Source organism: Pseudomonas sp. Teo4, from assembly GCF_034387475.1.
Taxonomy (GTDB): domain Bacteria; phylum Pseudomonadota; class Gammaproteobacteria; order Pseudomonadales; family Pseudomonadaceae; genus Aquipseudomonas.
The window spans coordinates 1,425,959-1,440,037 of the sequence record NZ_JAXCIL010000002.1 but is presented as its reverse complement, the minus strand read 5'-3'; the positions used below and the strand labels follow the sequence as shown (position 1 = coordinate 1,440,037).

Below are 14,079 nucleotides of genomic sequence, written 5' to 3'. Positions count from 1 at the left end.
AACGTAAGCGACGGAATTAATTTAAAATTTTTTCAAAAAGTCGTTGACGGACGGTCTGGAAATCTATTTAATTCACCTCGTCGCCCAGATAGCTCAGTCGGTAGAGCAGAGGATTGAAAATCCTCGTGTCGGCGGTTCGACTCCGTCTCTGGGCACCACCTTCAAGCTTCTGGTGGTTGCAAAGTTACCCGAAGCGACAACAAGAAACCCGCCTAGTGCGGGTTTTTTGTTGTCTGTGTTTTTTGGTTTTGGGATGACAGCTATCTACGCCTGCCGCCCGCCCCTTTTGCTCTAACCAGCAGATCGAGGGGACACCACCTCGGCATGCAGCCTCAACCCTAGCGCTGCCATCACCTTCATGATGGTTGCGAGGCTGGGGTTACCCTCCGCCGACAACGCCTTGTACAGCCCCTCGCGCGTCAGCCCCGTGTCACGTGCCAGTTGTGCCATGCCACGGGCACGCGCGATATCGCCCAACGCAGCGGCAAGCAACACCGGATCGTTTTCTTCAAGGCAGGCCTCAAGGTACAAAGCCATGTCTTCCTCGGTCTTGAGGTGGTCTGCGGCATCCCATTTGGTCAGATTGATATCAGTCATGGCGGCCTCCTACAGCTCGCGTGCCAGCTTGAGAGCTGATCGGAGTGTGTGCATGGGAAAATGTAAACCACAGTTCACACCACATCAATCTGGGCATGTTTCAAACTATTTGTAGAAGCTAGGCCGAATCCCCCACCCACCCACATTGACCACAATCAACAACTTCCCTGCCACCCAAACTCACAATCCGAAGTGGACATCCGCCCCCTACCTCTCAAGGACCTCCATGAGCGAAGAATCCACCCTCCTCCTTCCCGCCCCCAGCGACGCCACCCCCAGCATCAAGCCGGCTCCCCGCCCCGCCGGCCACGCCAGCGAAAGCCTGAACCCAGCATTACCCGCGTCAGCCAGCAACCCGCCGCCCTGGAAGTGGCCACCGCCCCCAAAGGCAGCAATGAAGACAGCACGTCGGCACGCCTGCCGGCCAGCTACCCGTACCGCACCCGCCTGCGTCGCCAGGACTACGAAAAGGCCAAGCACGCGCTGCAGATCGAGCTGCTGAAGGTACAAAGCTGGGTCAAGGAAACCGGCCAACGCGTGGTGATTCTGTTCGAAGGCCGTGACGCGGCGGGCAAGGGTGGCACCATCAAGCGCTTCATGGAGCACCTGAACCCGCGGGGTGCGCGCATCGTCGCGCTGGAGAAGCCTTCCGAACAGGAACAGGGCCAGTGGTACTTCCAGCGCTACATCCAGCACCTGCCCACAGCAGGCGAAATGGTCTTCTTCGACCGCTCCTGGTACAACCGCGCCGGGGTCGAGAAGGTCATGGACTTCTGCACGCCGCTGCAATACCTGGAGTTCATGCGCCAGGCGCCCGACCTTGAGCGCATGCTGTGCAACAGCGGCATCCTGCTGTTCAAGTACTGGTTCTCGGTGAACCGCGAAGAGCAACTGCGCCGCTTCATTTCACGCCGCGACGACCCGCTCAAGCACTGGAAGCTGTCGCCGATCGACATCAAGTCGCTGGACAAGTGGGAGGACTACACCGCCGCCAAAGAGGCAATGTTCTTCCACACCGACACCGCCGATGCGCCGTGGACGGTAATCAAGTCCGACGACAAGAAACGCGCACGCATCAACTGCATCCGGCACTTCCTGCATTCACTGGATTACCCCGGCAAGGGCCATAGCGTTGCCCATGCACCGGACCCGTTGCTGGTCGGCAGGGCTTCGCGGGGCTTTGAAGAGGATGAACCGGCTCAGTTGAATCCCTAGGGGGCTTGCGTTTCAATACGCGCATTTTCCGGACACCCCTAAGGATTCGCCCCATGGCCTCCAATACCAAGCAACAGAAACGCGCCAAACGCGCCGCCAGCAAGGCCAAGCAGAACCGCATGGTGCGCAGCGGCCAGGCGGTCAAGGCCAGCGCAGGCGACAGCGCCAGCATCGAGCAGGTGTTCAACAAGGCCATGGAGTCGGACAGCTACAAAGAGCTGTTCGCGAAAATGAAGACCGCCCAGGAAACCAGCCTGGTCTCGATGATCTCGGTGTTCCTGGTCGACCCGCTGCTGGCGCTGGTACTCAAGGGCCACAAGGAAGAACACGCCACCGACTACATCGTGCTGGTATTCAACGCCTACCGCACCTGGCTCGACGGCGCCGACGAAGACACCACCATGGCCTGGCTGGAGAGCGATGAGTTCCAAGAGGCTTATATCGCCGCTTCCGAGCTGGTGGCCAAGCAGCAGCAACAGCAGAAGCAGTTTGGCTGAGTTCGGTTGTAGCGCTGTGGTGGTGCGTAGATCGCGCGCCGCCCGCGCGGCGCATCGCGAGCAAGGCTCGCTCCTACGTTTGTTTCGGGCCAGTTATGCCTGTGAGATTTGCGCGCGAACGCTCTGGTGCACGGCACTATATCGAGCCGTACAAAAAAGGCGGTCGCGCGCGTCTGCCACAGGCGTTATTGGCCGTAAACAAACGTAGGAGCGAGCCTTGCTCGCGATGCGCCGCGCGGGCGGCGCGCGATCTACGCCCCACCGCATACCCAAGCCGGACACTCAAACAAAAAAAGGCCGCGCCCTTCACAGGACGCGGCCTTTTCATTTCAAGCAGCCCGGATCAGTTATCCAGCGCCACTCGTCCAGCCGCTTCGCGCTTGCGGTGCACCAGCAGACCAGCCGCCACCACACCAATGCTCAGCAGTGCAGTCGCCATGATCTCGACACGGTGGTCCTCACGCAGCCCCATCACCACCAGAATGGCAACGATGAACGCGATGGTCGCCCAGGTCAGCCCTGGGAACAGCCACATCTTGAAGGAGATCTTCTCGCCACTGGCTTCACGCTGGCTGCGCATGCGCAGTTGCGACACCGCGATCACCAGGTACACCAGCAGGGCGATGGCGCCCGAGCTGGCCAGCAGGAACTCGAACACCTGGGCCGGGGCCACGAAGTTGGCGAACACGCAAAGGAACGCCGCTGCGGTAGACAGCAGCACTGCCCAGTGCGGGGTGCCGGCTTTGGTGGTGCGCTGCGCCACAGCCGGGGCATCGCCACGCTTGCTCAGCGAGAACAGCATGCGCGACGAGGTGTACAGCGCCGAGTTCAGGCAGCTGGTCACAGCGATCAGCACGACGATGTCGACGATCAGCTTGGCGTTCGGCACGCCAATGCGGCTCAGTACGGTCTGGTAAGAGCCCAGCTCAGCCAGCGCCGGGTCGTTCCACGGCACCAGGGCCACGACCAGGAAGATCGACACCAGGTAGAACAGGCAGATACGCCAGATGACCGAGTTAGTGGCACGGCTGATCTGCTTGCCCGGGTCTTTCGACTCGGCGGCAGCGATGGTAACGATCTCGGTGCCCATGAAGGAGAACATGGTGGTCAGCATCGCTGCCAGCACCGCGCCGAGGCCATTGGGCATGAAGCCCTGGGTGTCGAACAGGTGGCTGGCACCGCTGACCTGGCTGCTTGGCACCATGCCGAACAGGGCCGCGCAGCCCACGACGATGAAGCCGATGATCGCCAACACCTTGAGCAGGGCGAACCAGAACTCGAACTCACCGTAGTTCTTGACGCTGCACAGGTTGGTCAGGGTCAGTGCCAGGGTGATGATCAGCGAGAAGGCCCAGAGGTCCACAGCGGGGAACCAGGCATGCAGGATCGCTGCAGCGGCGTTGGCTTCCAGTGGAATCACCAGTACCCAGAACCACCAGTACAGCCAACCGATGGTGAAACCGGCCCAGCGGCCAATGGCGCGGTCGGCATAAGTAGAGAAAGAACCTGTGTCAGGCGAGGCAACGGCCATTTCACCCAACATGCGCATCACCAGCACCACCAGGGTACCCGCTGCGGCATAGGCCAGCAGAACGGCTGGGCCGGCTGCGGCAATGGCGTGGCCGGAGCCTACGAACAAACCGGCGCCGATCACGCCAGCAATGGACAGCATGGTCACATGCCGTTGTTTGAGCCCCTGAGCGAGGTCATTGGAATTGTGCTTACCGCTCATAAAACTACCTTTGTAAGGAGTGGACCACCCGATTGCTGTAACGAAGCGCGCCCGGGGTTGATTTAGGCGTCGCTGCAATCGGCGGATTCCATAGGGCAATAAGCGGGCCAGGTGCTGAATGCATTCGTCTGATTAATTCACGCGCCCCTATAGCACGCGGCTTGCAGGGCATTCGGCCAAGCCATGACCGAAAGGCCACCAAATTTCCATACGACTTCTGGATTACTGAAATACTCACTTACAAATGCACCAAAGGTGCTCCTCGGTAACACCTGCGCACAAAAATGCGGCAACCAAAAGCGCAACCCTTGGGCGCAACCACGCCTGTGCACAAGTGCCGGCAAAGCGCTACCCGGCCAAAAACGGCTTCCCAGGCCAGTCCAAAGCTGGCACCATCGCGCCTTTTTTCATCAAGGCTCCGGCGCTGGGCAGTACCCATGCGGACATCTGCGCGACGTTGCACTGCAACGATGCGACAAACCGCCCCGCCAGCGACCCAAGCCCCCTGCAACCCGGTTGGCCGCCATATTGCCGCTATGCTAGCTTGGCGCTCGCCAGGAAGGCCGCCAACAGCTGGGAACGCACCCGAACACATGAGGACCGCACATGGCTCAGGCCACGCCCGCGCTGGAAATCCGCAATCTGCACAAACGCTACGGCGATCAGGAAATTCTCAAGGGCATTTCGCTGACCGCCCGCGACGGTGACGTGATCTCCATCCTGGGGTCGTCCGGTTCCGGCAAGTCCACGCTGCTGCGCTGCATCAACCTGCTGGAGAACCCGCACCAGGGTGAAATCCTCGTTGCTGGCGAAGCACTCAAGCTCAAAGCCGCCAAGAACGGCGACCTGATCGCGGCCGACAACCGCCAGATCAACCGCCTGCGCAGCGAAATCGGCTTCGTCTTCCAGAACTTCAACCTGTGGCCGCACATGTCGATCCTCGACAACATCATCGAGGCGCCACGCCGCGTGCTTGGCCAGAGCAAGGCCGAAGCCATCGAAGCCGCCGAAGCGCTGCTGAACAAGGTCGGCATCTACGACAAGCGCCACAGCTACCCCGCCCAGCTTTCCGGTGGCCAGCAACAACGCGCTGCCATCGCCCGCACCCTGGCCATGAAGCCCAAGGTGATTCTGTTCGACGAGCCGACCTCGGCGCTCGATCCGGAAATGGTCCAGGAAGTGCTTAACGTTATCCGCGCATTGGCCGAAGAAGGCCGTACCATGCTGCTGGTGACGCACGAGATGAACTTTGCCCGCCAGGTGTCCAGTGAAGTGGTCTTCCTGCACCAGGGCCTGGTTGAAGAGCAAGGATCGCCGCAGCAGGTCTTCGAGAACCCGACCTCGGCGCGTTGCAAGCAATTCATGTCCAGCCACCGCTAACGGAGCAATACATGCAGACTTACAAGAAGTTCCTACTGGCAGCTGCTGCCACCCTGGTGATGTCGGCAAACGCCATGGCCGCGGAAAAACTGCGCATGGGTATCGAAGCTGCCTACCCACCGTTCAACAACAAGGATGCCAGCGGTAACGTGGTCGGCTTCGACAAAGACATCGGCGACGCCCTGTGCGCCAAGATGAAAGTCGAGTGCTCGGTCGTCACCTCCGACTGGGACGGCATCATCCCGGCCCTGAACGCCAAGAAGTTCGACTTCCTGGTGTCTTCGCTGTCGATCACCGACGAGCGCAAGCAGGCCGTCGACTTCACCGACCCGTACTACTCCAACAAGCTGCAGTTCATTGCGCCGAAGAACGTCGACTTCAAAACCGACAAAGCCTCGCTCAAAGGCAAGGTGATCGGCACCCAGCGCGCCACCCTGGCCGGTACCTGGCTGGAAGACAACTTCGCTGACACCGTCGAGATCAAACTCTACGACACCCAGGAAAACGCCTACCTCGACCTGGTCTCTGGCCGCATCGACGGCATCCTGGCCGACAAGTACGTGCAGTACGAGTGGCTGAAAAGCAAAGACGGCATGAACTTCGAGTTCAAGGGCGAGCCTGTGGTCGACAGCGACAAGATCGGCATCGCCGTGCGCAAGGGTGACCCGCTGCGCGAGAAGCTGAACAAAGCGCTGGCTGAAATCAAGGCCGACGGAACGTACAAGAAGATCAACGACAAGTACTTCCCGTTCAGCATCGAATGATCCGCCCCGACCGGCGCGCCCCTGCGGCGCGCCAGTCCCTAGAACGCACCTGCCAATGAATATCGACCTGCACGGATTCGGTCCGGCCATGGCGGCCGGCACCCTGATGACCGTAAAACTGGCGCTCTGCGCACTGCTGCTGGGGCTGGTCCTCGGCCTGCTCGGCGCCCTGGCCAAGACTTCTTCGGTCAAGCCACTGCAATGGCTTGGCGGCACCTACTCGACCCTGGTTCGCGGCGTACCCGAACTGCTCTGGGTCCTGCTCATCTATTTCGGCACCGTCGGCCTGATGAACAGCCTCGGCGAAGCCCTCAACATGCCGGGCCTGGAACTCAGCGCGTTTGCCGCTGGCGTGATCGCCCTGGGCCTGTGCTTCGGCGCCTACGCCACGGAAGTGTTCCGCGGTGCCATCCTGGCCATCCCCAAGGGCCACCGAGAGGCCGGCCTGGCGCTGGGCCTGTCGAAAGGGCGCATCCTCACGCGGATCATCCTGCCGCAGATGTGGCGTATCGCCCTGCCCGGCCTTGGCAACCTGTTCATGATCCTGATGAAGGACACCGCGCTGGTGTCGGTGATCGGCCTTGAAGAAATCATGCGCCACGCGCAAATCGGCGTGACCGTGACCAAGGAGCCGTTCACCTTCTATATGGTCGCCGCCTGCATCTACCTGAGCCTGACCATCATTGCCATGACCGGCATGCACTTCATGGAAAAACGCGCCGCTCGCGGCTTTGCGAGGGCCGAATAATGAATTGGGAAGTGATCATCAAGTGGCTGCCACGCCTGGCCCAGGGTGCGACCCTGACCCTGGAGCTGGTGGCCATCGCGGTCGTCGCCGGGCTGATCCTGGCCATCCCGCTGGGCATCGCCCGCTCGTCGCGCCACTGGTACGTGCGCGCCCTGCCCTACGGCTACATCTTCTTCTTCCGCGGCACACCGCTGCTGGTGCAGTTGTTCCTGGTCTACTACGGCCTGGCCCAGTTCGACCTGGTACGCCAGAGCAGCCTGTGGCCGTACCTGCGCGATCCGTTCTGGTGCACGGTGCTGACCATGACCCTGCACACCGCTGCCTATATCGCCGAGATCCTGCGCGGTGCACTGCAGGCCATCCCCAAAGGCGAGATCGAAGCGGCGCGAGCGCTGGGCATGTCGCGGGGCAAGGCGCTGTTCTACATCATGCTGCCGCGTGCCGCGCGCATCGGCCTGCCGGCCTACAGCAACGAAGTGATCCTGATGCTCAAGGCCAGCGCCCTGGCCAGTACGGTGACCTTGCTGGAGCTGACCGGCATGGCCCGGACCATCATTGCCCGCACCTACTTGCCGGTAGAGATTTTCTTCGCCGCCGGGGTGTTCTACCTGGTCATCTCGTTCGTGCTGGTGCAGGGCTTCAAACTGCTCGAACGCTGGTTGCGCGTTGACGCCTGCCAAGGGCGTTGAACCCAAACTGGCCCCTTCGCGGGTAAACCCGCTCCCACAAGTACGGCGCCCTTCTTGAGGACACCACTGTACCTGTGGGAGCGGGTTTACCCGCGAAGAGGGCATCAAAACCACCACATTCCCCACGCCCAACCATGCCCTCCGTCCTCCACAGCCACCACCTAAGCGACCGCTTCCAGGCCCTCGACCAGTTCCTGATCGAGCACCAACAGCTGTGGAAACCAAGGCCCTTCACCACCCTTCGCCTGGCGTGGGAAACCGAATACCCCGAGCTGTCCGCCTACCTGCGCCAATGCCCACTGGCGGATGCCGAAACCGAGCAAGCCCCAAGCCTGCTGCCCTCGCCGTTTCCACAACTGGCCCAACAAGCCAGTGAGCTATCGGCCCTCGGCGACCTCCCCGACGTAAGCGCCTCCATCGCCAGTCACCGCCTGGAGGTCAACGTCCCCGGCCGCAAATGGCAACAGATCGAAGCCTTCAGCCGTCGCCTGGGCTTTCGCGATCAGCCACATCACTGGTTGGATTGGTGTTCCGGCAAGGGCCACCTGGGGCGCCGGCTGCTTCAGCCAGGCCAACACCTGACCTGCCTGGAGTACGACAGCGAACTGGTGGCCGCCGGCCAGGCACTGAGCGATCACCATCATTTGCCGGCTACCCATGTGCATCAGGACGTTTTAGCCAACGACAGCGCCCGTCACCTGACTCCAGACACCAGCGCCGTCGCCTTGCACGCCTGCGGTGACCTGCACGTGCGCCTGCTGCAATCGGCCAGCCAGGCCGGATGCCGCCACCTGGCGGTAGCCCCCTGCTGCTACAACCGCATCCAGACGCCGCAGTACCAGGCGTTATCCACAGCTGCGCAGCACTCGTCGCTGAGCCTGTCGGTGGAAGACCTCGCGCTGCCCCTGTGCGAAGCCGTCACCGCCAGCGCCCGCGTACGCCGCCAGCGTGACACCTCGATGGCACGCCGTTTGGGCTTCGACCTGCTGCAGCGCCAACAACGCCAAAGTGACGACTATCTGCCCACCCCTTCACTGCCAACCGCCTGGCTGGACAAGCCTTTCGAGCACTATTGCCGCGACTTGGCCGAGCTCAAGCAGCTACCTCTGCACGGCACACCCGACTGGCAAGCCCTGGAAGCCGCAGGCTGGCAACGCCTGGCGCAAGTGCGCAACCTCGAGCGTTTGCGCAACCTGTTCCGCCGGCCACTCGAACTCTGGCTGGTACTGGACCGCGCACTGTTCCTGCAAGAACAAGGCTACACAGTGCAGCTGGGACTGTTCTGCGACTACCCTCTGACCCCGCGCAACCTCCTGCTGCTTGCCGAACGCGACCGTTAGCCGCAGGAAAACCTGTGGATAACTCTGTGAACAAGCTTGTGATGAATGGTTGGATCCAAGCGCTATTTCAAACGCTTGGCTTATTCCCGCGTGCCAGTGAAGGCCAGTAAAAACAGGCATTTGCGCAAAGACCAGTGGTAATGAGAAGCGGCATGCCTTTCGCGCAAGGCATCAATGCCCGTTGTGCATAAGCTTCATTTATGGCACTGCACTCAAAGCCCGTGATGCACCTGTGGAAGCGGCCTTGTGTCGCGAGAGGGTCGCGTAGCGGCCCCAGCAATTCATGCGCGTATTCAAAGCCCATGACCACTACGCCCCCTTCACAACACAACGCCATTTCCACTCAGTTCAACCTGTCCTTGGCAATGTCGACATCGTTCATCAACGCCGTCGCCAAGGCACCCAGGTAATCTGCGGCGCCCAGCAGCTTGTGGTCATCTTCCGCATCGCCTTCACGCACAAGATGCGTGATGTAGCCCAACAGCACCGAGACCTGCTCGTAGGCGTAGTCCACCGGAATGCCCGGCAGCACGCGCAGCAGGTCTACGGGCGGGTTGCCCACCTCGATCGCGGTGGCCACGCCAGCGGTGACGAGGGTTTTAGCTTGATCGCTCATAGCCTCAATCCCCCTGCTTTGACGTGCTGATGCGCGTTAGCGCGTGCTCGGCCAATGCCCGGGCCGACTCGGTTGCATGCGCGGCGTTGGTCAGCATGTTCAAGCCAGGTTCGCCGGCATGGATGCGGCAGTGCTCATCGATGGTTTCGGCTACGCCGCGCATGAGTTCGCTGGCGTGGGCGAGCGCGTCATGTGGGGTGATGTCGCTGTGGATGGAGAAGTAAGGGGTGTTGATGATGCGACGGGGTGGGTCAGGGACGATCTTCTTCATGGCACTTTCCTGGATTCGATATCAGGTGGCTGCCACTAGACCTTCTCACGGGTGAGGGCGGCAGCTGTACGCGGGGTGAGAAACCGAGCGAATCCAGGAAGTCCCGGCCAGACCGAGGTCTGCCCGCGCACAACTGCCATAACAGTAGTACCGCATGGATTCGAATTCGGGTTCTCACACCCGGTCGCAGGGCGACCCGGAAACCTTATCCATGAGGCATTTCCCTGCCTACAGAGAAGCTTCAGCAAGGCGCGTAGGATAGTTCCGAAGCGAACCGTTTCTGAAGCATTTGGTTTCAGGTTCAGAAAGGTCTTACAGCTAAGTCCCTTTTCACAGGTAAATGCCCCGATTCGCTGCCATGCGCACCCCGCCATTCACTCCAGCGATGTATCATCCACCCCAATCAAAACGATGCTTCGGCTGGCCCTCTGCCAGAACCGACAATGGACTAACGGACTTTCCCCTCGTGACTCAAGCCAAACCTCTTGCCCTGCTGGCGTTTGCCATCGCCCTGACCGGCTGTGCCGGCGGATCTCCCGCACCACACAACTCCGATCTGGACTGGAACACCCCAGGCATGCAATTGGGCGGCGACACCGGCCTGCCGCTGCGGGGCGAAGCCCCGTGCCGCAAGCGCGGCTGCGATAATGACAAGCTGTTCTTCAACCCCGGCAAGACCGAGCCCAGCGTCAATACCATCCACCGCGGCTGGTAGGAAAATTCTCCTTTTAGGCCGGTGACTTAGGTCATTTGCGCTCAATCGAAAGGAAGTGGTTTACAGGCGCCAAACGATCGTTATAATGACGCCCCATTGCCGGTATAGCTCAGATGGTAGAGCAACTGACTTGTAATCAGTAGGTCCCGGGTTCGATTCCTGGTGCCGGCACCATATAAAACAAAGGCTTGCAGCTATGCAGGCCTTTTTTTTTGACCCTACACGTACCAGCGCACGTACCAACGAGGGCGCCAACGCATGGGAACTGACAGCCGAACATCCCCCTTATCTCCTGAGTTCATCACCAGGAATGGGGACCTGTTCACCAAGCATTTCCCTGCGGATCTCGACGAACAGTCAATGATTCTCAAGGCTCACATGCTGCTCGAAGCCACACTGCGTGACTTCTGTGCAAGCTGTGTAACTCATCCCGAGCACTTGAGAGGAAGAGGGTTTCAGTTCGCGCACGTGCTCAGCCTTGCTCAAGCACTGTGTCCTGTTACTGAGCTGAATCCCTACGCCGAAATGCTGTGGGCACTTGCAAAGAACCTACAACGCCTTCGGAACGCGATGGCTCACGAGCTTGAGCCGGATCCCAACAAGATTGAGAAGTGCAAGAACGCGATCGTCAGCTTGGTCAACCAGCAAGAGCGCGGGCGTGTCTACGATCTCCGCGGCAGCCTGGAGTTTATGCTCGGATCCTTCAATGCATTCCTTCACTTTGCCCTGTTCGTCGCTGAACATCAGCACAAGCAGACCAACGAGTAAACGCGTGCGCCCGCACCCGCGTCTAGCCCCGCTCTCCAATGTAGTGACAGCCCAAGAAAAAAGAGTAACCTCAGTAATCCTGACCGTTTTCTCCCTCGCAGCCCTTGGTTTTCGCGGCCTCAGCCCAAATCCAGAAAGTAATTTTTAAGTAAACTATAAGTAACCAGATTACTCTTTCTTTGAGTGATATTGCCTCGCCATAAAAGCCTTTAAATTCAATGGCTTCGCAAAAAATCACCTTTTCGATTACCTTCCCATTACCCCTCTTTGTAACCGGCGAAGCCCAGTAAATACGCGGCCTTCAGCACCGGTCCTCTCCCACGATTACGCTTGCTCCGTCGCAATACCCCCTTCGGTGCAGGGATTTGCAGAAGACCTGGTTCCTCAATTCCCGTCAGCAGCCCAACAGCCAGGCCTGTTTAGCACCTGCGCAGGAGTGCGGAAATTCCGACACGTTTAGCCCGCAGGCGTGGCGGGGGGACGAGGGCGCGCGCTGGGGTCAGCTGAACGCAGATAGGGATTCCGGGCTCGAAGTTTGAGCCGCCTTGGTCGATCAGCTGGATCGCGGGTAGTGTCTGCATCGCTCGCTCATTTTCGATTTGGAACGCAGCCACAAGCTTTGCTGCCTACACTGAGCGCACCCCTAGTAGCGATGGAAAGGGAAAAGCCGTATACTGTACGGACGTACAGCATTGAATTTTCTTGAATGAGGAAAAATCTTGTGGTACGGGGTACAAAGAAGCTTGGTAAAGGGGATATACTCGCGCGCCGCTCAGATAGGCACAGAGCGAGTACAGGAGGGCCGAATGATCACATCCATGCAGAAAGCGGTTGATTACGCAAAGCAAGCGCTTGAGATCGCTTGGGATGGCCACCTGCCTGTCAATCCTGAAATGATTGCCAACAGCCTGGTGGTCTATAAAAAGGATGAAACAACAGGAATGGATAAAACCATTCCTATCCGTGTCCGCGCTCAGAATTCATTCACCATGAACGCTAGCGGTCAAGCTTCACTCGAAATCACTGATGATGGCCCGGTCTTCTTCTGTGATTACAACAGGGACGAGATCATCTACCGCAACAGATTCACTTTGGCCCATGAGCTGGGCCATGTGTTGCTTGGCCATGTGAACGAGCACAACACCCAGCAGCGTGATACAACATTCGGGAACTACAATCCCATCGAACGAGCAGCGAACTCTTTTGCTGCTGAGCTTGTAATGCCAGAACCAAGGGTCAGAGAGCTCTTTTCTGGAGCTACCTCGGTTCAACAAATGTCCGAAGCATTCGGAGTATCAAATGCGGCTATGTCCTACAGGCTCAAGAATTTGGGCCTTCTCGGATGAATGCTGAAGAGCCTCAGTTTGGAGCCGGCGACATTGCTGGCTCCAAATTTACGACACCGAGTCAGATAAGCGACCTCGAGGTGCGCCTGGGCGACGAGGCCATCCGACGCAAAGAGTACAGCCGGTGGTTCTCAGCGGTGGCACTCACTACCCTGACGTTAGCTGCAGTGGGTTGCCTTCTCTTTTCAATGTGGGTTGGCTTCCACTTTTTGAATGGGCTGGACGACGCCAAGGCAGATGCCAAAGCGAAGGAAGAGCGAGTAGCCTTGAAAGCAGCTTCTGAGCTTGCCCCACAACCTACCGCGAAGAAGCCAGTAAAGGTTGCAACCGCTGCTAAGAAAGAAGAATCCAAATCCCCCACTGCAGAATCCAATAAAGAAACGTTCTATTTGCACATTCTTGCACCGCTGATTCCTGCCACGTTCTCTTCAGCCATCGCAATCATCCTATTCATCACAATCGCCCGTTTGGTGACGAATTTTGAACGGATGGGTAGAGAGCATGAGAAATCTGACAAGGATCAGAACGAAGACTACGGAACAATCGCCGCATTTTTCCAAGAGCTTGGAAAGTTTGTTAAAAGCTTCAAGGGCTAAAAAGGCCGCCCCATTAGGGCGGCTATTTCATTCAGGTCGAATTAGCCCTCGGCCCGAGCTGGCAGTTCGTACGGAGCGAAGCGGATCACCTCTTCACCCAGCCAATCATTGATCTGCCGTAGCCTGGCCTGCTCGGCTCCAGCTCGTTCACCGCCCATACCTGAGCGGCCTCACGCACCGAACCAAAGCCGCCAGAGTTCTGCGGCACCACTCCCATAAGCTGCGGCGGTATGCGAAGCATGGCCAACTGGTCATCGCGGCTGATGTTCTTGATGGCGCCGAAGTCGTCCTTTGCGGCGACCTCGCTGATGGGAATCAGCTGAATGCCATCCTTCTTGCCATTAGGCGCGTACATGAACAGGTTTCGGAAGTTGCCCGGCCCCTTGCTGCTCTTCATTGCGGTGAGCAGGTCGTCGACAAAGTCCTCATTCTGGGCAGCGTCGGTCATGTACAGAATGAAGCCCGCATGGCTACCGTTCTGGTAATACTTGCGGCGGAACAGCGTCGCCGATTCGTTGAGCAACGCGGCCTGTAGCGCTGGCAGCCATTCCGGTAGTGGATGTAGTACGAAGATCGGATGGCGCCGCGCTTGGCCGATTCGCTCCAGCGGCTGCCTCATCGATCGACGGAAACGGTCCAGACGAGGAAGGGCAGCAACGCCGCCGGGCAGCGGTCTGGGTTGATGAGGTCCCGGATCGGCACGGGTACCCGCTCGATCTGTGCGAGCGCTTCCGCGGCCTGGCGTTCCAGGTCGGTGGAGGTGCCGGGCAGCAGCCTTATGACTCGGTACCTTGCTACAGGCTTA

General features: G+C 59.3%; 15 protein-coding genes, 2 tRNA genes and 2 pseudogenes. 13 read left to right on the top strand and 6 right to left on the bottom strand.

The window, feature by feature from the left end; genetic code table 11:
- The first annotated feature begins 82 nt into the window (after positions 1-82).
- Positions 83-158, top strand: a tRNA-Phe gene (locus PspTeo4_RS22900).
- Positions 159-291: 133 nt separating this feature from the next.
- Here PspTeo4_RS22900 and PspTeo4_RS22895 read toward each other — a convergent pair.
- Positions 292-597 carry an addiction module antidote protein gene (locus tag PspTeo4_RS22895; RefSeq protein WP_322366123.1) on the bottom strand — a complete coding sequence of 102 codons (306 nt, stop codon included), beginning with the start codon at positions 595-597 and terminating at the stop codon, positions 292-294.
- Between the two features lie 333 nt (positions 598-930).
- Between PspTeo4_RS22895 and ppk2 the strand changes: the two genes are divergently transcribed.
- Both ppk2 and PspTeo4_RS22885 read left to right on the top strand, forming a co-directional pair.
- The gene (gene ppk2 / locus PspTeo4_RS22890; protein ID WP_322366921.1) at positions 931-1,812 is read left to right on the top strand and encodes a polyphosphate kinase 2; all 882 of its coding nucleotides are present in this window, start codon (positions 931-933) and stop codon (positions 1,810-1,812) included.
- Positions 1,813-1,865: 53 nt separating this feature from the next.
- Positions 1,866-2,309, top strand: a complete 444-nt coding sequence (locus PspTeo4_RS22885) for a hypothetical protein (RefSeq protein ID WP_322366122.1) — start codon at positions 1,866-1,868, stop codon at positions 2,307-2,309.
- A 343-nt stretch (positions 2,310-2,652) separates the two neighbouring features.
- On the opposite strand, the gene gabP is transcribed toward PspTeo4_RS22885, so the two are convergent.
- Positions 2,653-4,041: a GABA permease gene (gene gabP, locus PspTeo4_RS22880; RefSeq protein ID WP_322366121.1), complete on the bottom strand. Its 1,389-nt coding sequence runs from the start codon at positions 4,039-4,041 to the stop codon at positions 2,653-2,655.
- A gap of 606 nt (positions 4,042-4,647) precedes the next feature.
- Between gabP and PspTeo4_RS22875 the strand changes: the two genes are divergently transcribed.
- The 5 genes from PspTeo4_RS22875 (at position 4,648) to PspTeo4_RS22855 (ending at position 8,962) form a co-directional block, all read left to right on the top strand.
- Positions 4,648-5,421 carry an ABC transporter ATP-binding protein gene (locus tag PspTeo4_RS22875; protein ID WP_322366120.1) on the top strand — a complete coding sequence of 258 codons (774 nt, stop codon included), beginning with the start codon at positions 4,648-4,650 and terminating at the stop codon, positions 5,419-5,421.
- An 11-nt stretch (positions 5,422-5,432) separates the two neighbouring features.
- Positions 5,433-6,185, top strand: coding sequence for an ABC transporter substrate-binding protein (locus PspTeo4_RS22870; RefSeq protein ID WP_322366119.1), 753 nt, complete (start codon positions 5,433-5,435; stop codon positions 6,183-6,185).
- 55 nt (positions 6,186-6,240) lie between these two features.
- On the top strand, positions 6,241-6,933 hold the full coding sequence (locus PspTeo4_RS22865) for an ABC transporter permease (RefSeq protein WP_322366118.1): 693 nt from the start codon (positions 6,241-6,243) through the stop codon (positions 6,931-6,933).
- A complete protein-coding gene (locus PspTeo4_RS22860; RefSeq protein WP_322366117.1) occupies positions 6,933-7,622 on the top strand; it encodes an ABC transporter permease in 690 nt (229 codons plus the stop codon). Before PspTeo4_RS22865 ends, PspTeo4_RS22860 begins: the two co-directional genes overlap by 1 nt.
- 134 nt (positions 7,623-7,756) lie before the next feature.
- On the top strand, positions 7,757-8,962 hold the full coding sequence (locus tag PspTeo4_RS22855; RefSeq protein ID WP_322366116.1) for a methyltransferase: 1,206 nt from the start codon (positions 7,757-7,759) through the stop codon (positions 8,960-8,962).
- Between the two features lie 343 nt (positions 8,963-9,305).
- Here the strand turns inward: PspTeo4_RS22855 and PspTeo4_RS22850 are convergent, their stop codons facing one another.
- Complete coding sequence (locus tag PspTeo4_RS22850; protein ID WP_322366115.1) at positions 9,306-9,578, bottom strand: DUF3077 domain-containing protein; 273 nt, start codon at positions 9,576-9,578, stop codon at positions 9,306-9,308.
- A gap of 4 nt (positions 9,579-9,582) precedes the next feature.
- Positions 9,583-9,849, bottom strand: coding sequence for a hypothetical protein (locus PspTeo4_RS22845; protein ID WP_322366114.1), 267 nt, complete (start codon positions 9,847-9,849; stop codon positions 9,583-9,585).
- Positions 9,850-10,315: 466 nt separating this feature from the next.
- On the opposite strand from PspTeo4_RS22845, the gene PspTeo4_RS22840 reads away from it, so the two are divergent.
- From PspTeo4_RS22840 to PspTeo4_RS22820, 5 genes are all read left to right on the top strand, one after another.
- Positions 10,316-10,564, top strand: coding sequence for a hypothetical protein (locus PspTeo4_RS22840; RefSeq protein WP_322366113.1), 249 nt, complete (start codon positions 10,316-10,318; stop codon positions 10,562-10,564).
- A 98-nt stretch (positions 10,565-10,662) separates the two neighbouring features.
- Positions 10,663-10,738, top strand: a tRNA-Thr gene (locus PspTeo4_RS22835).
- Positions 10,739-10,822: 84 nt separating this feature from the next.
- A complete protein-coding gene (locus tag PspTeo4_RS22830; protein WP_322366112.1) occupies positions 10,823-11,332 on the top strand; it encodes a hypothetical protein in 510 nt (169 codons plus the stop codon).
- 806 nt (positions 11,333-12,138) lie between these two features.
- Positions 12,139-12,678, top strand: a complete 540-nt coding sequence (locus tag PspTeo4_RS22825; RefSeq protein WP_322366111.1) for an ImmA/IrrE family metallo-endopeptidase — start codon at positions 12,139-12,141, stop codon at positions 12,676-12,678.
- A complete protein-coding gene (locus PspTeo4_RS22820) occupies positions 12,675-13,274 on the top strand; it encodes a hypothetical protein (protein ID WP_322366110.1) in 600 nt (199 codons plus the stop codon). The genes PspTeo4_RS22825 and PspTeo4_RS22820 overlap by 4 nt, the downstream gene beginning before the upstream one ends.
- Positions 13,275-13,315: 41 nt before the next feature.
- Here the strand turns inward: PspTeo4_RS22820 and PspTeo4_RS22815 are convergent.
- Positions 13,316-13,839: pseudogene (locus PspTeo4_RS22815) on the bottom strand (phage portal protein); the annotation flags it as partial.
- Positions 13,818-14,054: pseudogene (locus tag PspTeo4_RS22810) on the bottom strand (phage tail protein I); the annotation flags it as partial. The pseudogenes PspTeo4_RS22810 and PspTeo4_RS22815, both read right to left, overlap by 22 nt.
- Between the last annotated feature and the right edge of the window lie 25 nt (positions 14,055-14,079).

Excerpts from the sequence above, each read along its gene's own strand:
- PspTeo4_RS22855 (WP_322366116.1), top strand. The coding sequence starts at position 7,757 with ATGCCCTCCGTCCTCCACAGCCACCACCTAAGCGACCGCTTCCAGGCC.
- PspTeo4_RS22885 (WP_322366122.1), top strand. The coding sequence starts at position 1,866 with ATGGCCTCCAATACCAAGCAACAGAAACGCGCCAAACGCGCCGCCAGC.
- PspTeo4_RS22825 (WP_322366111.1), top strand. The coding sequence starts at position 12,139 with ATGATCACATCCATGCAGAAAGCGGTTGATTACGCAAAGCAAGCGCTT.
- PspTeo4_RS22895 (WP_322366123.1), bottom strand. The coding sequence starts at position 597 with ATGACTGATATCAATCTGACCAAATGGGATGCCGCAGACCACCTCAAG.
- PspTeo4_RS22865 (WP_322366118.1), top strand. The coding sequence starts at position 6,241 with ATGAATATCGACCTGCACGGATTCGGTCCGGCCATGGCGGCCGGCACC.
- PspTeo4_RS22850 (WP_322366115.1), bottom strand. The coding sequence starts at position 9,578 with ATGAGCGATCAAGCTAAAACCCTCGTCACCGCTGGCGTGGCCACCGCG.
- PspTeo4_RS22860 (WP_322366117.1), top strand. The coding sequence starts at position 6,933 with ATGAATTGGGAAGTGATCATCAAGTGGCTGCCACGCCTGGCCCAGGGT.
- PspTeo4_RS22845 (WP_322366114.1), bottom strand. The coding sequence starts at position 9,849 with ATGAAGAAGATCGTCCCTGACCCACCCCGTCGCATCATCAACACCCCT.
- PspTeo4_RS22870 (WP_322366119.1), top strand. The coding sequence starts at position 5,433 with ATGCAGACTTACAAGAAGTTCCTACTGGCAGCTGCTGCCACCCTGGTG.
- PspTeo4_RS22830 (WP_322366112.1), top strand. The coding sequence starts at position 10,823 with ATGGGAACTGACAGCCGAACATCCCCCTTATCTCCTGAGTTCATCACC.
- PspTeo4_RS22820 (WP_322366110.1), top strand. The coding sequence starts at position 12,675 with ATGAATGCTGAAGAGCCTCAGTTTGGAGCCGGCGACATTGCTGGCTCC.
- PspTeo4_RS22875 (WP_322366120.1), top strand. The coding sequence starts at position 4,648 with ATGGCTCAGGCCACGCCCGCGCTGGAAATCCGCAATCTGCACAAACGC.
- gabP (WP_322366121.1), bottom strand. The coding sequence starts at position 4,041 with ATGAGCGGTAAGCACAATTCCAATGACCTCGCTCAGGGGCTCAAACAA.